At 46.4% G+C, this 22,306-nt stretch carries 26 protein-coding genes; 10 read left to right on the top strand and 16 right to left on the bottom strand.

The window, feature by feature from the left end:
- Positions 1–2: 2 nt before the first annotated feature.
- Positions 3–1,001 carry a PRTRC system protein D gene (locus tag EK22_RS09200; protein WP_036250268.1) on the bottom strand — a complete coding sequence of 333 codons (999 nt, stop codon included), beginning with the start codon at positions 999–1,001 and terminating at the stop codon, positions 3–5.
- A 383-nt stretch (positions 1,002–1,384) separates the two neighbouring features.
- Between EK22_RS09200 and EK22_RS24210 the strand changes: the two genes are divergently transcribed.
- The 6 genes from EK22_RS24210 to EK22_RS09175 all read left to right on the top strand — a co-directional run bounded on the left by EK22_RS24210 (position 1,385) and on the right by EK22_RS09175 (position 6,182).
- Entirely contained in the window at positions 1,385–1,612 is a 228-nt protein-coding gene (locus tag EK22_RS24210; protein WP_152565057.1) for a hypothetical protein, read from the top strand.
- A gap of 827 nt (positions 1,613–2,439) precedes the next feature.
- Positions 2,440–3,387 (top strand): hypothetical protein, encoded by a 948-nt coding sequence (locus EK22_RS09195; RefSeq protein ID WP_036250266.1) that lies wholly within the window; start codon positions 2,440–2,442, stop codon positions 3,385–3,387.
- 47 nt (positions 3,388–3,434) lie between these two features.
- Positions 3,435–4,322, top strand: a complete 888-nt coding sequence (locus EK22_RS09190) for an integrase domain-containing protein (protein WP_161786412.1) — start codon at positions 3,435–3,437, stop codon at positions 4,320–4,322.
- A complete protein-coding gene (locus tag EK22_RS09185) occupies positions 4,306–4,842 on the top strand; it encodes a helix-turn-helix domain-containing protein (protein ID WP_036250261.1) in 537 nt (178 codons plus the stop codon). Before EK22_RS09190 ends, EK22_RS09185 begins: the two co-directional genes overlap by 17 nt.
- 308 nt (positions 4,843–5,150) lie before the next feature.
- Positions 5,151–5,609 carry a helix-turn-helix domain-containing protein gene (locus EK22_RS09180; protein ID WP_036250259.1) on the top strand — a complete coding sequence of 153 codons (459 nt, stop codon included), beginning with the start codon at positions 5,151–5,153 and terminating at the stop codon, positions 5,607–5,609.
- 3 nt (positions 5,610–5,612) lie between these two features.
- Positions 5,613–6,182 carry a PIN domain-containing protein gene (locus EK22_RS09175; protein WP_036250256.1) on the top strand — a complete coding sequence of 190 codons (570 nt, stop codon included), beginning with the start codon at positions 5,613–5,615 and terminating at the stop codon, positions 6,180–6,182.
- 296 nt (positions 6,183–6,478) lie between these two features.
- Here EK22_RS09175 and EK22_RS23125 read toward each other — a convergent pair whose 3' ends face one another.
- Complete coding sequence (locus EK22_RS23125; RefSeq protein WP_051961825.1) at positions 6,479–6,703, bottom strand: hypothetical protein; 225 nt, start codon at positions 6,701–6,703, stop codon at positions 6,479–6,481.
- A gap of 16 nt (positions 6,704–6,719) precedes the next feature.
- A complete protein-coding gene (locus EK22_RS24680) occupies positions 6,720–6,896 on the bottom strand; it encodes a hypothetical protein (protein ID WP_161786410.1) in 177 nt (58 codons plus the stop codon).
- A 539-nt stretch (positions 6,897–7,435) separates the two neighbouring features.
- Here EK22_RS24680 and EK22_RS09165 point away from each other — a divergent pair.
- The 4 genes from EK22_RS09165 to EK22_RS24910 are packed head-to-tail and all read left to right on the top strand — an operon-like array spanning position 7,436 to position 11,112.
- A complete protein-coding gene (locus tag EK22_RS09165) occupies positions 7,436–8,671 on the top strand; it encodes an ABC-three component system protein (protein WP_235209263.1) in 1,236 nt (411 codons plus the stop codon).
- Positions 8,668–9,156, top strand: a complete 489-nt coding sequence (locus EK22_RS09160; RefSeq protein ID WP_036250252.1) for a three component ABC system middle component — start codon at positions 8,668–8,670, stop codon at positions 9,154–9,156. Before EK22_RS09165 ends, EK22_RS09160 begins: the two co-directional genes overlap by 4 nt.
- Entirely contained in the window at positions 9,153–10,094 is a 942-nt protein-coding gene (locus tag EK22_RS24915; protein ID WP_200882585.1) for a hypothetical protein, read from the top strand. The genes EK22_RS09160 and EK22_RS24915 overlap by 4 nt, the downstream gene beginning before the upstream one ends.
- Positions 10,036–11,112, top strand: coding sequence for a DUF3732 domain-containing protein (locus tag EK22_RS24910; protein ID WP_200882584.1), 1,077 nt, complete (start codon positions 10,036–10,038; stop codon positions 11,110–11,112). Before EK22_RS24915 ends, EK22_RS24910 begins: the two co-directional genes overlap by 59 nt.
- Before the next feature lie 261 nt (positions 11,113–11,373).
- On the opposite strand, the gene EK22_RS09150 is transcribed toward EK22_RS24910, so the two are convergent.
- From EK22_RS09150 to EK22_RS25560, 13 genes are all read right to left on the bottom strand, one after another.
- Positions 11,374–12,126, bottom strand: coding sequence for a PRTRC system ThiF family protein (locus tag EK22_RS09150; RefSeq protein WP_051961824.1), 753 nt, complete (start codon positions 12,124–12,126; stop codon positions 11,374–11,376).
- 75 nt (positions 12,127–12,201) lie between these two features.
- Positions 12,202–12,714 carry a nucleotidyltransferase domain-containing protein gene (locus tag EK22_RS09145; protein WP_036250249.1) on the bottom strand — a complete coding sequence of 171 codons (513 nt, stop codon included), beginning with the start codon at positions 12,712–12,714 and terminating at the stop codon, positions 12,202–12,204.
- Complete coding sequence (locus EK22_RS24205; protein WP_152565056.1) at positions 12,681–12,980, bottom strand: hypothetical protein; 300 nt, start codon at positions 12,978–12,980, stop codon at positions 12,681–12,683. The genes EK22_RS09145 and EK22_RS24205 overlap by 34 nt, the downstream gene beginning before the upstream one ends.
- A 2-nt stretch (positions 12,981–12,982) precedes the next feature.
- Complete coding sequence (locus tag EK22_RS09140) at positions 12,983–14,371, bottom strand: hypothetical protein (protein WP_036250247.1); 1,389 nt, start codon at positions 14,369–14,371, stop codon at positions 12,983–12,985.
- Positions 14,372–14,374: 3 nt separating this feature from the next.
- Positions 14,375–15,013, bottom strand: a complete 639-nt coding sequence (locus tag EK22_RS09135; protein ID WP_081917824.1) for a PRTRC system protein A — start codon at positions 15,011–15,013, stop codon at positions 14,375–14,377.
- A complete protein-coding gene (locus EK22_RS09130) occupies positions 15,003–15,290 on the bottom strand; it encodes a hypothetical protein (RefSeq protein ID WP_036250243.1) in 288 nt (95 codons plus the stop codon). Before EK22_RS09130 ends, EK22_RS09135 begins: the two co-directional genes overlap by 11 nt.
- A gap of 65 nt (positions 15,291–15,355) precedes the next feature.
- Positions 15,356–16,135 carry a PRTRC system protein B gene (locus tag EK22_RS09125; RefSeq protein ID WP_161786408.1) on the bottom strand — a complete coding sequence of 260 codons (780 nt, stop codon included), beginning with the start codon at positions 16,133–16,135 and terminating at the stop codon, positions 15,356–15,358.
- Positions 16,125–17,318, bottom strand: a complete 1,194-nt coding sequence (locus EK22_RS09120) for a hypothetical protein (protein ID WP_036250237.1) — start codon at positions 17,316–17,318, stop codon at positions 16,125–16,127. The genes EK22_RS09125 and EK22_RS09120 overlap by 11 nt, the downstream gene beginning before the upstream one ends.
- A 90-nt stretch (positions 17,319–17,408) precedes the next feature.
- Entirely contained in the window at positions 17,409–17,633 is a 225-nt protein-coding gene (locus EK22_RS09115) for a PRTRC system protein C (RefSeq protein ID WP_036250235.1), read from the bottom strand.
- Between the two features lie 17 nt (positions 17,634–17,650).
- Positions 17,651–18,091 carry a PRTRC system protein E gene (locus EK22_RS09110; protein ID WP_036250232.1) on the bottom strand — a complete coding sequence of 147 codons (441 nt, stop codon included), beginning with the start codon at positions 18,089–18,091 and terminating at the stop codon, positions 17,651–17,653.
- Between the two features lies 1 nt (position 18,092).
- Positions 18,093–20,315, bottom strand: coding sequence for a PRTRC system ParB family protein (locus EK22_RS23120; RefSeq protein ID WP_161786407.1), 2,223 nt, complete (start codon positions 20,313–20,315; stop codon positions 18,093–18,095).
- Positions 20,316–20,813: 498 nt separating this feature from the next.
- The gene (locus EK22_RS09100; RefSeq protein ID WP_036250229.1) at positions 20,814–21,944 is read right to left on the bottom strand and encodes a hypothetical protein; all 1,131 of its coding nucleotides are present in this window, start codon (positions 21,942–21,944) and stop codon (positions 20,814–20,816) included.
- Positions 21,945–21,988: 44 nt separating this feature from the next.
- Complete coding sequence (locus tag EK22_RS25560; protein WP_369798204.1) at positions 21,989–22,237, bottom strand: ubiquitination-like system serine protease family protein; 249 nt, start codon at positions 22,235–22,237, stop codon at positions 21,989–21,991.
- Between the last annotated feature and the right edge of the window lie 69 nt (positions 22,238–22,306).

Genomic DNA, 22,306 nt, shown 5'->3' with positions numbered 1-22,306 from the left:
GATTATGCCCCGATACTAGCTGCACGCTGTTTGCCGGCCAAATAGAAACCTTTAACGTTCGAATATATACTGCTATCAGGTACGACAATCTCTCTACCAAGAACCTTTTCAAAAATCCCTTGATAGCATTTTGCACCGCCGCCAACTAATAAAATTACATCGATATCATCTAATGACCCAACGCTTCTAACGACCGATTGAATTGCTGTTGTGATGTGATCTTCCATTTTGGGTATTAAATGTGAGAAGTCATATTCAACACCTTGGATTCTGGTTTTGAATCCCTTTTGAATTCCGGCGTCTACCATACCAATATTTGAAAATGAATCTTTCCGATCAACTGCTATAAGCTGTGTTAGTTTCTCCAGTATTAGTGACATTCCACCTGGTGTGCTACTGCTTCGCTCTTCATTCATTTTCAGACCGCGGCAAGTTAACCAGTCCAATGTGTAATAGCCCACATCAAGCGTCAGCGACATAATTTCGTCGAGATTTCTATCGTCGTTATTATTCATAAAGAAATCGATAAACCCGCCGACAGGCTGAGGTATTACCCAAACGTCTTTTACCGTTACACTTTTTCCGTTTTGATATTTATGGTTTCCCATTAATAACTCGCGCATTCTTGCTTTGTCTTGTGCATAGTTATTGACGGGTAATCCAGATACCAGTAAATCAATATTTTCCTCGCTCATATAAGCCAATGCCCCTCTATACAGGGCAAGATATTGCGGCGTATCGATATAATTAGTTTGCAGGTGTGCAATTCGGTCGTCTCTGGCCGATAACGTGTCAATACTATCTTTACCTACCAAGTAAATACTTTCCCCACTTTCGACTTCGATTAAATCCCTTTTTGTCATTACGCTCGCGCCCCGATCGATACCGGTATGAGCCTTTGCTATAGAAGGAAAATGGCTACACAGCATCTCTTCGTTATCTGTCTCACCGTGGCAAATCTTCACGTTGCCATAACCCACATCGACCGCCTTAACCTTCATTTTGTATACCTCTGTTGATTTCTACTGTTCATTAAGCGCATTTAAGTGACTTAATGGCCTTTCGAATGCCGATGATGGGTACCCTTAAGTTTCTTTAGGCGCTATAGCCTGCACGGGCTCCAAGTGCTTTCAGGTTGATTGGCAGGCCTTTACGTCTCGCCAAGTGCCTTTTTGTGCTCTCGCGGTCCGTGTAATTCGTAAGTCAAAAAGTCCTTGACTCCCCCTTGATGAACTCAAAAGCCCACCAAGTCATTTGAAAGCCCTTCAAGTCACTTGAGAGAACTTTGCCAGAAGCAGAGGCGCTGCATCGGATCGAAAGAGATCGAAAAAGAGCGTCTTTTGATTTTGGATGGTGAGGGGCGTTGACAATGGATTGAATGCCAGTGCAGAATGAAGATTCGTTGATGGGTTTACTGCAACAGGACGCACTAACCCGACAAGAACTGCGACGATCGCAGTATAAAAAGCTTCGAGATCACCCGGACAGCTACGGCGGCAAGGAAGTCACCGGGACTACGGTTTCAGCACAGGCTGAGCTAACTTTCTCCATTTTCTGGGAAACTAATCCAGAAAATCATCGCACCCAAGTTGTGCCTTTTGTCTGCCGCTGAGTGGTCAATCATCCGGCAAAAATGCCTTTTTCTGTAATACAGACCCGCAAATGATCGATCCGTAAGACGGCGATTTCACGGGCGTTTCCCTCTGGTTCCGGGTTGACGAGATCAAGACGTACTCGCAGACGTAACCAATAAAACCATCTAAAGCCGGTCAAAATTTTTTCCCCCGGTCTTTTTTTTAAAACATAGACACTTTAGTCTTAGCCAAAACCGCGCCAGAGTTTCTTTCAAGAACAATGGCTTATCCACTCCAACGCCTCCAGTTCTCAATAGGAAAAGTTGGGGTTGCTTTCAAAATTCACGTTGAAATCGTTCAGAACCAGGCAGCGCCTGTCCATAGAAAATGTATGGCCAGCCCGAGTGACACCCACCTGCTAGACATTTTTTCAGCATATTTTTCGCTTCGCGCGGCGAATTCAGAAGTAGCGCATTGACGTTTGTTTTTCTACACCCTGCTGGGAGGCCAGTCCCAAGCACCTTATGCTCACCGTCGAGAGAAGTGTGTCCGTAGAAAAAGAGGCGTTGGGGAAATCTATTGCGGATTTCTCCATCGGAGCCGGTTATGCCTGCTCTCGACGTAAAAGATATTTAGGACGACCCGGCTCCACCCCAGAACGACCGCTTACGACTGTTCCGGCGTGGGGCTGAATCACAACAATTTGATGTATTGATTTTCCAAGAGGAATCTATGAATGAACAACTGACACCGTTTAGCCAAGAAGACGCTCTTAATCCCCGTTGCCTTTGTAGTAAAGGGAGTAACAGCAAATGACAGATCATGTGGTCTTTTGCTGATGGGCACAGCCTTGTGAAGCCATAAAATGAACAAAACACTTCTGCGTCATAAAACCCGCCTTCATCCGCTGTTCAAGTATGGCGAAACTGAAATCACGCGTGCCTGTTCAGAAGATACCAATACACAAAAACGGCTTATTAACCAATGGCTGAATTTTTGTACTTGGTCGATTACCAAGGATGGTGATCAGATTGAGACGATTAGATCGGTGACGCGTGAACAAATTATCCGTTACGGACAGTATCTAAAATCCGAGTTCGACAACGGAAGATTTGCAAGCACATCGAGCGCGACGAGTTACTTGTCCGGCATAAATACCGTGATGAAATTGATTCATGCTGATTGGGGAAAAGTCAGTGCCGTTAAAGAATGTGGTTTGGAGCCTTTATCCCATATTCCAAACAAGAAACCGGAGCTAGACAAAAATGGCTTGCCGGATATTGAAAGCCTTGCCGGCTATTTACTCGAACTTCAATCTGCATTGGGAGTGGTTATTCGCGAGGCCTTGAGCTTGGATTTAAAGGAAGCGCTTATCGAGGGACGATCGACCGGATTTGTGACGATTACCAACCTTCAAAATGGTGTAAGGAGAAAAGTTCCTTGTCGCTCATCTGCCATTAAAGCCATTGGAAAAGGAATTGCCGCACGGCGATTACAAAAACTATTGCCGAAAAAAAGGGAGTTTGATCATTTTCTAGCAGCCCATAACAAGCTGGCTGCACGAAAAGGATATTCTACTAATACGGCGCGAGGGGTTTATATTCGAGAACGATACCAAGAGATTACCGGTATCGAACCGCCGATTATTTCTGATCATGATTTAACGGATCACCTTGAGAAACTCGCTCAGTTTTCCAACAAGACGCTATCAGAGGCAAAGGGAATGGACAAAAATGCCCGTCATGCCATTGCCAAAGAAATAGGTGTGCTTGGCATTGAATTGCTCAAAGATTATCTGGATAAAAAGATATGAGCCGAAATTATGAAATTGGCAGCCGGGATATGTTTACGGCAGGGAAAATGCTGTTGAAAAACCGCTCGCCGAATGGATTCAAAACCAAAGCTGATTACAGCGACCGCTGGCGATTATTCTGCATGTATGCCGTTGAGCGCGGTGTCAATAAAATGGAAAACGTCACGCCGGAATTTGTGATTGGCTATGGACTGCATTTGCAAAAACAGCTAGAAGCTGGCGTGTATTCCAGCGCGTCTGCGCCGAAGAATTATTTATCCACTGTCAATTGCGTCATGCGCCTGGCAACCGGCGGCCAATGGAAAATGGTGAGGCCTAGTAAAGATTGTGGCATCGAACGCAGAAAATATATTCCCAAAGAATCGAAGGCACTACCTGAATCCAAGCACCAAGAAGTCCAGCAAGCGATCGATGATCGGTTGGCCAAAATCATGGATTTGCAGCGAATCCTGGGGCTACGTTTCAAAGAGAGTTGCTTGTTCGATGCGAAGTCTGCCTTGAAACAACTCGACAAATTCGGTTGTATCACCATCCAGGCCGGTACCAAAGGTGGTCGACCCAGGCGATTGTTCTGTGACGATGACATGCGGAACGTCATTGAATCGGCATCCAGCATTCAAAACGGAAAATCAATGATCCCCAAGGAAATGACCTACATTAAATTCCGAACAGAATGTTACCAGCAGGCCAAGCTCAATGACATTTCCTTTCATCCTGAACGCCATGCCTATGCGCAAAAACGCTATCGTGAACTGGTCAATGCACCTTGCCCGCTCGAAGCGGGATGGGAACACAGGGGGCGGATCGAAAAGCTGGCTGAATATCTTTCGATTTCAGAAGATGAAGCCAAGGAGATTGATCAGAAAGCTCGTCTCAAAATCTCAATGGAATTAGGCCATTCGCGCATGGAGATCAGTAATGCGTATCTGGGCTAGAGAACTCGAATCGTACACCCATGACTATGTGCGTCGTGGTGGAAAGCAGAATCGTCGCAAACAAGTTTCATTGATCATCAACTTCCTGGAGTTCACTGACGCCCAAGAAGGTCTGACTTCACTACATCGATTAGGAAAGCGCCACGTTATCAACTTCTGGAAAGCACATCGCGATATGCCGGAGAAATCGGCTTACGATTACTGGTTAGGGTTGTGCCAATTGTGGAGTTGGCTTGGAAAATCAGAGAAACCACCGCGGCCGCATAATCATTCGAGCGTTATTGCCTGTTCTGTAATGGTCAGTTCTGAACAGCAGAATGACGATCTCAAAACCTTTGGTAGTCTTTCTGAAACGATCAAAGCTGCCCGAGAAGCGCGTGGAATGCCAATTCAAAAGCTGGCCAACATGACGGGCTGTGAAGTGGCAGTGATCGGTGCAATTGAATCCGGTCATTACAGTGATTCTTTTTTGGAAGTACAAAATCTTCTTGAGGCTTTGGGCATACGTTTTCAAATTTAATCGCATGCCAATTTGCTTGGCGTTTTTTGTGGGCTATCCAGCTTTTAATTCATGGAACAGGACTGTCCATGTTGAAATAGCTTGAACGATTAAAAATCTAATGTCCGCACTGTTTCGTTTATTGCACTTGTTTCGATTATTTCGATTGCGTATAATATACCGGTGACTCTTTTACATACGAATTATTGAAATATAAGCTAATTACCAATCTTTAAAATCATACACAACGACATACACATAATAAAGAAACTGAAAAAAACGACATCAAAAATACTGATAAGCAAAAACTGACAAAACTAGAGAAAACAATGAACACTAAAGAAAGTCCAGACCTTCCAACGGAAGCCGAAGTTTCGTTAGCAAAGGAAAGTAGCCGGTTGCTCTCCTTGTACTTGAGCACCAAAGAGGAATCACAATCAATCAGAATTATTGACCAAGCTGGCGAGCATGAGGCGATTCGTATTCCGACTGCCGCATTTCGGCTTTTGATTGATGTACTATCTGAAATGGCTCAAGGCAATGCAGTCAGTATGATTCCTGTGCATGCGGAACTCACAACACAAGAGGCGGCTGACATGCTCAATGTTTCCCGTCCGCATCTGATCAAATTGCTCGACAGTGGTGTGATTCCATTTCACAAAGTAGGTACCCATCGTCGTGTGCGTTATCTCCATTTGGTTGATTACAAAATGAAGGTCGATTCGGAACGATTAACAGCATTGGAGGAACTGTCAGCTCAGGCACAAGAATTAAATATGGGTTATTAATTAATGACAAGCTTTTCCGTAGTCTACGACGCATGCGTGCTTTACCCAGCACCGTTGCGTGATTTACTGATGCACCTTTCGCTGACCGATTTATACCGTGCAAAATGGACGGAGCAGATACACGAAGAATGGATCAGGAATGTCTTGGCAGTTCGCCCGGATTTAACGCATGAACAACTTGAGCGAACACGGCAGTTAATGGATAGCAGTGCTCGTGACTGTTTGGTAACTGGCTACGACTTTCTGATTGCAACTCTGACTTTGCCAGACCCAAATGATCGTCATGTACTCGCTGCGGCGATACGCAGTCAATCGAGCGTTATTTTGACATTCAACCTGAAGGATTTCCCTAAAACAGAACTGGAAAAATACGATGTTGAAGCGCAACATCCTGACGAATTCATTTCGGATTTGATCGACTTGAATGCAGCCAGGGTGTTGGCGGCTATTGCCAGACATCGTCAATCACTGAAAAATCCCCCCAAAACTAGCAAAGAATATTTAGACACCCTGTTGCAACAAGGGATGCCAGAAACCGTTAGCCAGTTAAAGCAATGGGAATTAACTTTTTAAGCAAATGTTCCGCCGAACAGGCTGCTAAATCATAGATTCTTTTAGCACACGGGTGGCAAACCACCCGTGTTTGGATAAGTGAATTTTCATTATTGAATCCGCCCTTCAAATAATTCCTGCGCCTTTTTACGGGCCTTAACATCGTCATCTTGGCTTAGAGGTTGAAGTCTAATGCCCTCTCTGCCATCAACAAACATTGGCCCCCAAATGTCATCGTCGTAGGCCGATCCATCTTCATGAATAGCGTAATAGTCGTCTTGAGTCAGATCGGTGCCTGAAAGTTGAGCGAGGTAAATCTAGGTCCAACAACGCTGCAAATTATCCTGATCAAATTCTTCAATGAGCCTTAGCATTACCTCCGTTTCACCATTTTCAGCCGCGATGGTCAACCAGGAATGGACATCTTGATAGCGATCTAATTTTTCAGCAATTTCTGCTACTCTCAGCGGATCATGATCGAATCTCCTTCTGGATTTCTCAAAAAAGGAGGGATCATCGAAAAAATCTGCCAAATCGAGCAAAAATAGTTGGGGGCTTCTAAAAAAGTTTCTTGCGCATGAACTGCTCGAACTCCAGCAGAAAACTTGAACCTGAAAACTTTTGGCTCGCAATCAGAAAAAATGCACCGCGCACAATCACCTTCCTCTGCCGTTTCTTCAAGACTTTCATAACAGAAAACAACACCAGGTCGATGAGTCGCTTTCCGGTTTTCATCCGTGCTCTGAGTACAGTCAAGATTTGGGCTTAATTCAGCCCCGAAAAATCCATTAGCGATAACATCGTCTGCGTGACTGCATATTCCACTACAAACCAGCCACCCATTCCGATTGAAAACCGCCGCCAGTTCCGATTCAAATCAGGCCATAGATTCCGCCAGTAGTGAATGACAGCTTTTGGATGTAGTGAATTGACGTTATCAACCCTGAGCGGCTGTTCACGATCAAAGAAAGCTGACATTCAAAAAGAGCGACAGTCACTAACAGCTTTAGTTGGTTGGGTCCGCTTGATGAGAGTTAAACCTTGGGTTACGATAACGTCTGCTGGCAAATACTTTAATAAAAGAAACTACATGAGCAGCCTATGCGCTCCCAGTCCTAATCCTTCTGGCTTCGAGCAAGTCAAAAAGAACATCGAGGGATCGCAGCCAATGCCCAGAGGGGGAGATTGATGAGCAACCGATTAGGTATGGATGTCATGCAGACTTCACCGGGAATTGTATTTTGCGACCCATTGAGAAAACTAGGGCTGCTTAAGTGAGTATCAATATGACCGGGACTTCCAGTGACCAATACTCGGCGAGTGAGCAAGGCCTGGGGTACATCTATCAACCTCGCTTTGCTCTGCTCAGACTCTTGCAACTGCCAGAAAGCACGTCAGTTCTGATCGAGAAGGATGACGATCTTGACTTTATTGACAATAACGGTGTCAAGACCCTCGCATCTCTCAAGCACAAGGGTGTCGGTGATCGCCTGACCGATCTCTCAACGGATTTTTGGAAGTCGGTCCGCATCTGGCTGGCGCGCTACAACCGCGATGGGCGTAGCGAAGCCAACATCCGTTTTTTTCTGTTCTCGACAGGCACCGTTTCCAATACCTCTTTCCTGCGTCACTTCTTGGTAGAACCACCAAAGGAAGAGGAAGTGCCAACGTCGTTGTCTCAGCTTGCTACCGATGTCCTTGCCAAGACTAAATCGGAGCTCATTGGTGCAATCGCAACGGAGTTTCAATATCTCAACAAGAACGAGCAAGAGGACTTCCTCTCGCGCATCGTAATATTTGATGGCAGTCCTCGGATCGCTGATGTGCCAGCGATCATCAAGGATCAACACATGCGCAGCGTTCGGCGTGAAAACAGGGATGCCATTTTTGAACGTCTCGAAGGCTGGTGGAACGACACCATCGTGAACCTGCTAGTCGGCAAACGCACAGAACCAATCTTCGGCTACGAAATCTCGGACAAACTCTCCGCATTTTCCGAGGAATACCAATCCGACAACCTCCCCATCACGTTTAGAGGAAAGGAACCCTCAGGCGGGGTCGATGGTGAGAACGACACGCGGCTTTTCGTGGCGCAGTTGCGTGAGATCGGCATAGCCTCCAATCGAATCCGCAACGCTATCCTGGACTACTACAGAGCGTTTGAGCAACGGTCCGCCTGGGCTCGTGAGAACCTCCTTGTATCCGGAGAGATAGAGGAATACGAAGACCGACTTGTCGATGAATGGAGCCGCTATCGTGATGTAGTATTTGAGGAACTTGATGAGGAAAGCGCTGATGCGGTTCTTCTGGACGCAGGCAAAGCACTGTACCGATGGATGGATCTGGAAAGTGGCAACATCAATGCACTTCGTATCCGGGAGCGTGTCACAGAGCCATATGTGGTGCGTGGAGGCTTTCATATTCTTGCGAACACCAAACCAGTTCCTAGGGTCTACTGGCATCCCCGCTTTCTGAGTCGCGTTGGCGAACTGTTGAGGGCTGCGGGATGAAGCGCTGGGACCAACGACCTTTCGAAGTCAGAAACCTGTTCAATCCTGCCTTCTGCGGTCTGATTCTGTTCAGAGCATTGCAGGGATATGAGGAAGAAGATGCGGACGGTATGCCGTTCTCGCTTGCGCTGCTGGTATTGCCCTTGTGCTTGCACAAAGACTCTCGCCAAGTGATTGCGGACAATCCTCGCAGTTATCTCGTGAAGACCATCGAGAAGAATCCGCAATTGCTGGTGGGCTTCGCCGATCGCGTCAAAGACATGCTGCCGTTTGGGCTCGAAGCGTTTGGCATGCTGATGGAGCGAGGTTGCTTTGTCGTGTCGCAGGATGGTCGCTTGCGAACCATGCCGAATCGGGTTCGGAAGTCTATCACAGGGACAAACGAATCAGTTTCGTGCCAGCGTGTCGCACGCATCGTCGGAAAAGAATTTGCCCGCATCGCAGATCGCGTGACGATATACACGACCTTTGGAATACGTCCATGAAGATTAAATCAATTCACATCTACAGTCACGTCGGACAGCGCCGAGATCTTTCGTTCAATTTGGATGGACTGAACGTTATTACTGGTCGCTCGTCTACCGGGAAATCTGCACTATCGGAGATCATCGAGTACTGCATGGGGCGCTCGACCTTCAATGTTCCAGAGGGCGTTATCCGCGATAAGGTGGCATGGTTCGCGGTAATTTATCAGTTTCCACAAGAACAGGTTCTGATCGCAAAGCCCACCCCAACTTCAGGTGGTACGAGTTGCAGTACAGCCATGTACCGAAGGGGAAGTCAACTGGCAGTCCCCGACTTCAAGGACTTGTTAGTTAATGCCGATGATGACACAGTGGTTGCTCTCCTGTCGAGATTGCTTGGCATTCCCGAGAACCGGACTGATGTTGCGATTGAGCACAGCCGAGAGAGCTACGACGCGAACATCAAGCACACGTATTACTACTTGTTCCAGAAACAAGGCATTGTCGCCAACAAGGATCAACTCTTCTATCGCCAGAACGAGGGGTTTCAACCGCAAGCCATCCGCGATACACTGCCGATTCTTCTCGGAGTTTCCTCGAACGATCGATACGAGTTGGAAGCCAAGTTGCGCGCTGCACAGCGGGAACTAAAACTCAAAGCGAAGCTGCTTGAGCAAGCGCGTGATGCCATAGATACGTCTCAGCAGAAAGCCATCGGCCTGTACTCGGAAGCCAAGACGGTCGGCATCATTGCGCCGGCAGATCAACAGGCTGGGGCCGATGGTGTAATCGAGGCCTTGCGTGTTGCTTTGGAATGGAAACCTGCATCGTTTCCCGAGGATGACGGACACAGGATCTTTCGACTCGAAGAGGACCTCAGGCAACTGCGCAAGGATCGCCGTGAAGTTCAATCCAGGATTGATGCCACGCCAGTTTTCGAAGAAGGCCGGCGGCTTTGAAAATGAGGCGGCAGAGCAGAGGGATCGACTTGCTTCCATCAAGGTGCTTCCTAAAAATCCCGATACTGGTGAATGGCAATGGCCGTTTTGCGAAGCGAATCTGGCCCTGGAGCTCCCCATCGCGAAGGTGCTTTTGAACGAGTTGACAACCTTGGATGAGGAGATGCGCATCGTTGCCGGTCAGCGTCCAAAGCTTGAAGCGTACCTGGCAGAGCAGGATGCCAAAGTGCAGGAGATCATGGCTTCCATCAAAAACAAGGAGGCGGAACTGGCCGCAGCGATCGCCACAAATGAAGTTATTGCGCAAATGGGAACGCGCAACAATGCCGCAGCACGCGTCGTTGGCCGCATAAGTTTGTTCTTGGAGAGCCTCATCCCCAATACAGAGCTTGCGTCTCACGAGGCTGAATACCGTCGCCTGAAGTTCAAGGTCGAAGAACTAGAGAAAAAGGTCGGTTCCGACGACAGTCAAGAACGGCTGATGTCCATTTTGAACAACATTTCGGCGCATATTTCGCAGTACATCCGCGACTTTGAGGCGGAGTTCAGCGCCTACCCCGCTCGACTCGATCTCAAACGACTAACCGTCGTCTTTGATCGACCGGACCGTCCAGTGCCTATGGGCCGAACGGGCGGCGGTGAGAATCATCTGGCCTATCACCTTTCGACATTGTTGGCGCTGCATCTGTTTGCTGCGAAGAACCACCGCCCAATTCCTCAATTCCTGCTGATCGATCAACCAACCCAGGTCTATTTCCCTTCGGAAAAGGTCTACCAGGAAGCAGACGGTTCTGTGCAGAAAACCGAAGCAGATGCCGATCTAGAGGCAGTGCGTCGATTGTTTGATTTATTACTGAAATTCACAAAAGTAGAGGTCCCGGGCTTCCAGATCATCGTGACCGAACATGCGAACCTCCGAGATCACTGGTTTCAAGACGCATTAGTTGAGCAACCGTGGAGCAAGCCGCTTGCGCTGGTACCGGAGGATTGGCCAGATCCCGAGCAGACTTTGCCGTAATCCAGCAATTCTCTGCGGAACTCGTTAACAAGTTCACCTTGTAATATCTGTCCTGAATCTTTCGGAGAGTAACCCGGGCACATTGTCTGCTTACGCACGTGACGACAGTAATGATATGCGATACCGGGACCAACAATCTCAATGTCTAGAAATGTTCCAACGTTTTTATCAATAATACTTTGCTATGTCTATTGCCTTCATTTAACACACTTATTTTTCGGATTAACCAGACTTGAATCCGTTTCTGACTTCTAAAACATATTATTCGAAAATGTTAATTGGTGTTTGAGTGCCATTTCGTATATCCATATAAGCCCCCTGATGATTTAATCCACCATGGCGCAACAACGACCAAATCAGCTGCATAGCAACGTTCGCAATCGCTCTGTTGATCGGCAAGTCCTGATTTGCTAGGGCTTCTTCCATACTGCATGACGGTGTGTTGTTATCCGTCATCCCATCCAGTTCGGGATAGTAATCGAAGACCGATGGAAGCTTAATTGGGCTCCGGTCGCCGTGGCACAACCGCCCCAAAATTACTTGTCCATTATGAGAGCCGTTTCCTGTATCAAGCCATAGCGCATTTGAATACATGGTGGCATTCTCCTTTGCCAAGTCAGCCCGGAATTGCGCCACGTCCACGCAGGTAATGACCAAATCAAAACTTCTTCCGGCGTTGTCTTTCTCTATATCGAACATTCTTGGCATGGCCACCCAACCCCGTCCGTACAAATAATTGATACGCTGAATTGTTATGATGGCTTTGTTATGCCCAAGATCAGCCGGGTAGAACGCTTGTCTTCCTATATTGGGGTGTTCTACGACATCGCCATCCCAGGCGGTTACCTGTAAGCCTGGGTGCCCCAGATCGCGGATGGCGTAATCAATTCTGGCCAGACTGGTTAAGATTTCGGAGCCGGTACCACCGACACCGATTAAACAGATTTCGACAGGCTTACGCAGCCAGCGGTCTGGAGTGCAGAATTTGAAGGGTTTGATTGGATTGGCATCCATAGGTCACCGTTAGAAAGATCGTTTAATTACCAGTCTTTCTAACATGACAGATGAATCATGCAAGAAGTAACTTTTCTAAATTTTATTCAGCTCATTTCGTGGATAAAGCATTATTCTAGGATGTGCAAGATTTCCGTCAATCTCATATTCATGAAATCTGACCATTCTGCTATTACCCTTGATCACTCGTAGTGCAGTTATTCTTGAAGAAATAGCCGTATATACACCGCAACTTCTCAAATAACTCTTGTCAGTCTTTCCTAAACGGAATTTTACAAAAGACCTGCTGTCGGCTCTTTTCTTCCTATCTTTAACAAAACCAGCCATCGATTTTTTGCTTTTCCAGTTTGCAAACTGCATTAAACCGCATTCGTGTCCGTCTATCAGAATATCCACATCATTTGGATTTTCACATCCCTTTGCTGTAGAGCCGAACAGCCACATGCGCTTGATTCTAAAAGCCGTGAATTCGCATTCCGGTGTGCCAATAATGCCGTTACACTTTTTCACTCGTTCTGCTATTTCCAAGGCTGTTTTTATCGCTGTCGTCCGTTTCAAGCCAAAATCTCCCGCGACTTCTTTTCCCATGCCTCATCCGTTGGCGTGTCAAGCAAACCAATCCGATGAAAAACCTCTAACTGGAAATCTCGTGCACCACGACACAGATGGTCTTCTTTTTTGCCATGAAGTCTAGGGTGGTGGCATATCTGCGATGCTTCCGTTAAGCATCGACGCCTAACCATATCGGCAATATCCGGCGCAGCTTCACGTCCATTCTCATCCTTGCTGAATGGACACGTCGGGCATTTGCCTTTCATTACTGGCCAGCCGGAAATATTGGTTGAATTGTGCATACTTACCAGCGAGAAAATCCATCAAAGAACTGATCTTGGCGATCGATGAATTCGAACATCTTTTTTCGATTTGACCAAGGATCGCTGCATGCTTTAGCGCACGTCGAAACAACATCCCTGTAGATAGTTGCTGGAATTGATTTTACGCCATCAAAATTCATCAGCATCTTATCCCCAATTTTCTCCGCAGATGCGCTGCCACGCCCAAACATAATGATATTTGGCGATTCGCCGCAGGCTTTGAATATGACATACCGCCAGCTTGGATCGGCATTTCCTTTTTCTGGAATTACCTCAAGCGAGTATGCCAAGTCCCCGCCATGGGTAAGAAGGTTATATACCTCTGAAATTTTAGTCGGTTTGTCGCCGACTAAAATGCAAGGGCCTACAGCATCGAAATCATAGAAGCGCTCGCTTTCTTCAAGCCCTAGCATTTCTTTCAATGCGTCTATTTTCTCGTCAGGCAACTTGGCAACCTTCGAAACAAATCTTTGCAGTTGCTTTGCAGTAATGCCAACGGCTTTTGCGATTTCTGCAGGATTGTTGGGCCAACAATCCATCAGCAATTTTGTTTTCTCAGCACATGCCTGATCCATAGCATCCATCTCAAATTCCGAAGAATCATCACCATCGTAATCATCAAAGTCATCACTTCCGGCGCTCAACCAGGTAACACCGTCATCCTTCCTGAAAGTCCTACGTCCAATCGGAACCGCATTAACTTCCCAGGACGAAAGCCACTGGCCGGGTTCCCAGTCTATTTTGGATGAATCCAAATGGTTTTCCATTTCTTTGACAGGCAAAGTCATCCATTTTTCAGCAGCTTCTCGAACGGATTTGTTGCTATACCAAGTCCACCTTTTATTTTCTACGTGATGATTATGTTCCGTATTGGCATGAGCATTCAGAGCTTCCAGGTTATAGAAATCCTTTTCATTTTTTCGGGCAAGCCAACCAAATCTCATTACTTCGCCTTGAGCAGCTCTTAAAGAACCGGACAACTTTTTGTCCCCTTTTTCAGCAATTACGACATCAACCCCAAGCTTTTTTAAATTCAGCTTGAGATCAGGGCAAGATTCAGCGATAGACCTGTTGATTTTCAAAATATCCGGACATCCTTTCAATCCGGCTCCTTTTGACCATGCTTCGATCAAAAAACCAAGAAATGATCGCGGGTTATCAAGACACGAAAAAGCAAACCATTGGATTTGAGTTCCAGGGACAGTCAACCCATAGAGTATTAGGGGTTTAAAGCTGAATCTAGCGGCATCGGATAATGCAATGGTTTCACCGCTGAATACAACGCCATGCTCAGGATGCTCAAAGACGTGCTTCGCAATCGCAACGTAGAAATGATGCTCGCGCTGTTGATCGGAATTATTTGCTGCCATTCATTACCCCGCTGAACTAAAAAATTTCCGAAAATCCCGACACTCAAAGAAATGCCCATTGACCACGATCCGTGTTGCAAAGGTTGGTTCACCTGAATTGCAGTTACCGACGACACCGGCGATATAGAAACCACCAATATCGGACTTGTCGTCTGCCTTGGAAAAGAACGCAGGCATATTGCCATGCGAATGCAGATCCATGACCAGCTCATATTCATCCGGCAGCACATTCAAATAGGAAATATGCCCAGCACTAAACGAAATCACATCCGGCTCATACAGAGAATATTCTTTTCGGATTTTGTCCCACACCACCAATCCAGCCCACTCGTTCGGGGCGCAAAGGAAAGTTTTCTCGCAAACATCTTGCAAAATCCGTTTCGGAATCTGGCCATATGCCAACCGAACACCGACCGTGCCTATTCGTCCGTAGGGCAACTTGATCGATGACTTTGCCACCGGCAACCGAACTTCCAATACCGGATTGATCGCTTCGATATACACGCCATCACCAGCAATCACGAACCGATGCTTGCCTGTTTCCGGCTTGGGTAATTCTTCTCCATGTAAAGGCTGTATCAAGGTTGGTGTTTCGCCAAAAACAATTTGGTCGCGTTGGTCGGTGAGGTAGCTAGTCATCATTGGCAGTTATTCGTCCATCAAAAATGCAATTCAACTTCTCTTTCAGATACGTTATTTCGAAGCTTTCCATTGGCAATGGATTACCCGTATGCCGGTTACATTCGGTGAAATCAATCCCAGCCTCGTGAGCACGTTGGCATGTCTTGATGTATGCCTGCATGATCCCGGCGAATTCAATGAATGGATGATTGTTAACGCCAATCGCTTGCCGATAAAAATCGTCCACAATGACATCCATTTTCTTTAGCGCAATTTCACGTTCTTCTTTACTAAGCATTTTTCGCCCTCAACACTAATTGTTAGTTGACCATGCCACTATTTCGCTCATTTTGTGTTTACCTTTTAGGAATGATTTTCAATGAAATTTTCTACGCTATAGCGCAAGGTATTCAAATGTTCGTTCGGGAATTTATTTGCCTTATTCTTGGAAAGGGAATGCCAAAACCGATAATGGGCTTTGTTATCAACCGCTTGATCCTTATCCCCATCCAGAGAAAGGGTTGAGGGATTATTGACATGGGAGAAGGCGCTATCGAACATGACCGATTCCCAAGCCTTGATCTGAGCAATGCCGCACTCGTCAGGCAATGTTGCAGAACCCGTGCAGACATTGCCATTGGCATACACGTTCATTAACGGCGCTTGGTAGAGCCTCGTTTTGCTACTGACCCTGCCGTTGGTTTTCAACGCCGCCACCGCCAACTTGCCATTACGATTCGCCATCATCAGTAACCTTGGCCAAGGCACATCGAACTTTTTCATGGGCATCCCGGTGATATTGAACAGCATGGGACGAACCTGGGCCGGCACTGTCCAACCAATATGGGTTTCGGAAATCGACACGACATGTGGCGGCAACAGTCTTACTTTTCGCTTACCCATTTCCAGCATCGACCGCAAAATCGACTCCACATCATCTTTAGACATTAAGCGGCCGGCGCCGATGATGGATTCCCCTTGCTCGTTGATCACGAAATCGTGCATCGACACCAGAAAATCACCTGATCGATACTGGGAATAGCCACTTGAAAGCGCTTTGGCCTGATGAATCAGGATGGCGTGTTTCTGCACGATGCTCGGCTTTTCGCCTTGGTAGAACTGGAAAAAATCGTTAGGCTTCATTTTGGGCATCCAAATCAGCATTGATCACCTCGGCCAATCGAATCAACCCTCTCGACTTGGCTAACAGGGTCAGTCTCTCACCGACTTCCGAACATGCAAGTGGATTCAATCGAATGATGCCTGCCGGATTTTCACCAGCCTGAGCCATATCATTATAAACCTCCGACACAACAGACTCTTCCCAATCAAAGCCGCATCCGATGACATGACCATAGTCCAGATACACATCCCCATGATCGTTATCGCAGGGTGATATTCTACATTCGGAGGCTTTTAGTCCGAACTTTTCAATCCACTTCCAAACCTTGATCGTTTCCCGAACGAACTTGACCCAAGGATTCTGATAGATGGCCTGATTTGATTTTCGCCAACCGGCCAGCATTCGCCTGATTTCACGGATTTCCGGCAACGCTCCGAACATCGATTTGCAGTTATTGGTTAAAACCGATTTCAGATAACCAATGCGATCCTCCAGATACTCCTGATCGTCGGTTATCTCGGTAAACGGATAAACATCGTTTTCCAAAAAGAACTCAGCCAATTCCCCGTTGCTCAGATGGCCTTGAGTTTCCAATGCCTCCTTGAGCGCGTCCAGTTCATCACCCATCATCATCCATGCTTTGGACAGATCATCGACCAAGATGCCTATGCCGCCATTGAAGATTGTCCATTTCAGACAACCAGCCACCGCTTTGGCAAGTTCACGATCAATGTCCAACAAGGAAAACTGGGAAAATCTGGGATAAACGCCCAACATTAAGAAAACACCCTCGTTCTTACTTTGCTGCATTTCAAAGCTCATCGGCTCAAAGTCGCTGTGAACCGAGTCGATACCTGCAATGCTCATCGATTCTTGGTTCAAGTGATCCATGATTTTGGCAACGACCTCCTGATATAGGCGATAGACAGCCTCCCAGCCAGCCGTCACGGCCAGATCGATTTCAGCTTCTTCAACTAGCCCCATTGAATGGGCTAACAAGATCATGCAAGAAACTCCGGGGCGATTGGTTTCAAAATCGGCCTTGTCTTTTCGGTGCCGAATCTCGTTTATCAAACCGTTCAGGTCGGTTTCGATCCTGACTTGACCGAATAATTGACCTACAGCATCGGAAGTTGTTTGGGGTCGATACCCATAATGGTTCGGTTGGGCAGTTTTGGCAGGTTCAGCTTGAACTGAAAGCATGGCGGCTCGTTCTCGGTCTTGACGTTGTTATCAATGGGAGATTGGCTCCCCCATTCTTTCAATTGCGCTATTCCAACGCTATCAGCCTTATCAGCCTTTGGTTTTGACTTCTTGATGCGGCTTGATGGCATAGTGCAATTCCTCGCCTATCAGTTCAGGCTCATTGAGTTCGACATGTGCCAGATGCGGGTATGAGGCCGCATAGAGCTTGATGGCTTCTTCCGGCGATAAATCGGGCGCAGGATCGGCAAGTCGAACAGCCCCCATTTTGAAGACTCTCACCGGGCGAATGACAGTGGTATTGTTATTTTCCATGTTGAATCCTCGAATACTTAAAACAACGATTTATCGGTTACGGCAATTTCCGATAGTTTTTCGCTTGCCTCGTCCTTATGACTCGCTTCTTCAAACCGGGATTTTTCTGTCGGCTTATCCGTCTGCTTGCTCTTGGTCGCCTCGGCCTTTGCTTGCTTTCCAGCTTCTTTGATTCGACTCATGGCATCTTTCAAGTCGTTATGACCGCCTTCGCGCACATCGGCAAAATCGGCCAGTGAACGCGGAAAATCCGCGTCAAGCGATTGAGGATGGGTTACCACGTACAAAGGCATCGCCAAGGCTGCTCTCAGTGACTGGATAGCTTCTGAGACTTTCTCGTCTGCCGCCCCCTGCAACATCGGCTGTACCAGTACCGTCAGTTGATCACCCTTGCGGGTGATCGTGAATTGAATACGCTCATCGTTTTTGAGCATGTCATGGAAGGTTTCAAAAATCATGTTAAGCTGCCTCGCTTTCTGGGTCTTGGGTGTATCCATTGGGGTTTAAAGACATGGCTTCGTCCTCGTCGTCAAACCAATCCGAATCGCTGAGATAATCGGAAGGGTTTGATAATTCTTCCGCATCCAAATCATCGAATTCGCCCGGTTTTGCCATCACAGCGTCCAAGATCGCGCTTTCGTCGTCGCCATTAACGACGTCCGTTCTTGGCAGGTCGGCATCCAAATCGTCATTCAGATCTTCAAAATCGGTTTGATCGCTTGAATCCTCTGCATCAGTTAAAGACTCACTCTCCGGCTCTACTGCCTGTTGAGCACCGTTTTCTTTCGCCACCTCAACATCCGCTTCAACTGCCTGGGATTCAGTGGTTGGCTCGGACGAAACCGGCTCGACAACGGCGTTTGGCGTTTGAGTGTGCGATGTCATGTCTTGATGACTATCGTCACCCATGAACTTAAAAACGCAACTCGGTACAAAACCCGCGAAGTCGTAACCGCACCCAAAAACATCATCCAAGATTTCGTTGTTTTTCTTCTTCATCAGGACGGCAAACTTATTTTTCTCGCTTTGCTTTCCGTAATGCTCGACGAATGACAAACCTTTGCCATTTATGGCTTCGCGCAACACGCCTTCGATACCGGCCTTGGTGAAGGAACCTAAAAATTCCCTGTCCAGCATGAAATGCTCGGCCAATCTTGCTTTCGTCACATTCAACACGGACACAGCGCCTTTCGCCCAGGTCTTGTTCAGAATCGGAGTGGACTTTTCATGCTCTCCCAGTAAATGAGTCAACAGACGGTGATTGAAGGCCAGCGTTTCTTCGATACCCAAAGACGATAGCGCCTTCACGAATCCTTCGATTTCGCTGCCAATTCTTGTCGGGTCTTTTAAGGACTCAGGCATTTTCTCAACAGGCAACGAACTTCTCACCAGCCGATAAAGCGCAAAGGTGTTCACGCACAACACAGCCAGTTTGTTATCCGCAATTTGTTTTGCGCCAAGGTCGCGGTAAAACGCCTCGATCTTCTCAACCACTCTGGTCGGGGGAATCGCCGCGCTTGCATTGCCGGTATCACCCTCTTTTTCATCAGCATCATTATTGGAGGTGTCAGGATTTTTCCCCGTTACTGACTGGATGGGTTTGGTTGATTTCTTGGTCGAAGCTTTGCCTTTATCGTTGCTGGCAGGTGCGGATGCCGTTTTGAAGCTCTCTTGATAACTGGCGACCTTGTCTTTGTGGCAATCCAGATTAAAGCAGCAATCCTCTGTAATCCGACCCAGGCGATCCGGCGATGTGGATAGCAAGGCACCAAAATGAGCGCATTGCTTACAGCCCTGCTCAAACTGGGATTTGCCTACCCCTTCCGCACCGGACTGGCAGATAAGCTTGTAAGAATCCAGCCTTCTTTCGGTGTCGAGGAAAACGACCGCGTATTGTTCGGACAATGACGCCTTTTTCTCTAACATGGCTGCTTCGGTTTTCTGCTCATAGCAGGCCCGATTCGCGCACCGGCCTTCGCTGATATGTTCCTCGAACAGGCTGGATTGCATGCTGGAGTTATGGGGGCATCCATTGCAACCCGTCTTATCGAAAGTGGCTTTCGACAATTCCAGCGCAAACGAGGCCAGTCTGCTTTTCAGTTCCGCAACCGAGTAGCCGTTTTCGAGAATTTTGGCGAGAGTGGCCGTTTGGAAGTCGCTGGGCAGTTGGGAGAGCAATTCAGCATGACCCAATTTGATCTTGCGTTCTGTCAGTGCGTTAAGGACTTCCGAGGCGGCGTGGAGCAGCAATAACCGCGCATCGAACTTAACACCGCTCCAACCTAAAAGCCGTAACGCTTCATTTTTATCACCACCACAATCGGTTAACACATCCCTTGCCGCCACCGCTTCTTCGGCTGGACTCATATCAGCCCTTTGCGAATTTTCGACGGTGGCAATCAATCTGGCTTCCCTGTCGCTCAGCTTACGCACAACGGCTGGAATTTCGATCAAACCAGCCTCATTCGCAGCTCTCCACCGGCGTTCTCCGGCTACCACCCAGTAGCCATTGCCATCAGTCACCGGCCTGACAACGATCGGCTGAATGATGCCCTCAGCCCGTACCGAAACGACCAGTTGCTGAAATTCATGGTTATCAAAGAATTTGCGCGGATTGAATCCCTCTTGAACGCTGACTTGATCGACAGGCAGTTTTGTGAGTTCTGCTTGATTGGTTTGCATGATTTTCTCCATAGCTTTGCCACTTTTTAAGTTTCCCGAAAAGGTAGCACGGTTAATAAAAACTACAGAGTTAAATTCTCACCACATTAAAAAAACGCAAGACCAAAAACTTATTTCCTACACCGTTGATATTCGAGCAACAGCAACAGGCTTTTTGCTTAGATATTTAAGGGGAAAAAGTGAAAATTATTAGAAGCAAAGTAAATCAAAATGAATTCTTCATTACAGGATTCAGAGTGATGTAAGAATGCAAATAGGCCAGAATAATTCCAGACAAAAATGGCGAAGCATTACTGGATTACCCTGAAGAGAAGACAATCTGGCTTTCAGATATTCTAAACGAACTACTTGAAGCAGGATGGATAACTGAAGACGAGTATCAGTATCCCTATATCATTATTTTTAATCGATTGTCCAAATAGAATTACCTGACAGTATTCTATTGAAAAACATGTAGAAATAAACATGAGCCACTTTTTAATTTACATGGAAAGGGCATTAAACGTCTTCACTACGTAAAAATTGATCGTTAAACCAATCGTTTATTAATGTTTTAGATTGAAGAAAACTTATAGCAAACAAAATAAGTGATTTTAATGGTATATTTTCAATTCTGAGCAAGTGAGTTCTAAACGTGGCATCTTCCACTATAATTCCGGAAGCCAAATTGTTTTCATAACGCTTTTTAGCAGAAATGCCCTCGTAAACATTGATAGCCAAATCAAGATGATTGACGAAAGATTCGCAAAATGGCGTACCAATTGGATTATCCGTATCCAGATGAATACATCTTCCAATTGTTAGGTTAGATTCTACATCCTGATCCGAAAGCTCTTCTATCATCATGCTAAGATTGCCGTCATTGTTCCTCTTTGCTATGACGTCCATACGACGAATCCCATTAATCTTGTACTCCCAAAATTCTTGAAGAGAGTCCGTGTTCAGTTCTTTTGGATACAAGATATACGATGCCCCTTCTTTATTTTTCCTGTGGATATTTAAGTTCTTCCACCAGTTAGGATTAGCAGGAATTAAAATTTCTTCATTTAACTGAAACGGGGGCTGTTTATGGTAAGTTTGCGTTGGATCCAACCTAACAAATAGCGGTGACTCCTTGAAATTTTCCTCACAAAATGAATAGATTGACGGATTAAGAAATGGATCCATCTTATAGTAGTATCCGTTTCTATGAAATATCTCCGACCCTTGTATATTTTCGAGCGCACGCGCGTTAATTAATTCGAGGTCTAAGTTCCCAGACAACTTCTTCCTTCTTATACACTCAAAGAGTGTGGCATCACTAGAGAATATCGACTGGTTGATTTCATATTCTTGAAATCGATTTCGCAACATCGTGACCTTGAGCTTCTTTCCCACATCGAACATGAAAGAAAAGAGAGCAAGCCGCTCAGACGAACTAAATTCTGTGAACCATCCTATCTCCAAGTAACCACTATACTTATCATAATCAGTGGAGCATAGCAACTCTTTTCTTGCATCAATGATGCATTTTGCTTTTTCTGGTGAATCAGAAATTAGTCTTTCCACGTACTGTTGGTTTGAAATTGACTCTCCAATACAGCAGGAAACGGCCTGTTCTAATTCATGGAAATATTCGTCAATAGTCATAAATTGCGCCTAAATATGAAAGTAACAGCCAAACATCATTCGCACTATACTCTCGGACACCATAGTATCCTGCCTTTTTTTATCCAAAAATGACAATTACATAGGTCATGCTGATGTATCGAAGGAGAAATACTCGGACGCCCCCAAAAATCAGATTCGATTGACCAACAGGGTCGGCGAGAAGGATTTAGTGAAAGTGAGATTTGAACATCACACCCTCCAGGGCACTTGAAACAAACCCATTTCTTAACACCAGCATCAACTACTAACCATAGCTCGCCTTGCGGAATCATCTTATTGCTTGGATATTGATCTTGTCGCCTTACTAAATAATCGAAGCTGAGCAGCCCTAAGCGACGCAA

The sequence above is a fragment of the Methylobacter sp. BBA5.1 genome, assembly GCF_000746145.1.
Classification (GTDB): Bacteria; Pseudomonadota; Gammaproteobacteria; order Methylococcales; family Methylomonadaceae; genus Methylobacter; species Methylobacter marinus.
Note: the sequence above shows the minus strand (reverse complement) of the source record. Positions and strands in the feature narration are given on the sequence as shown.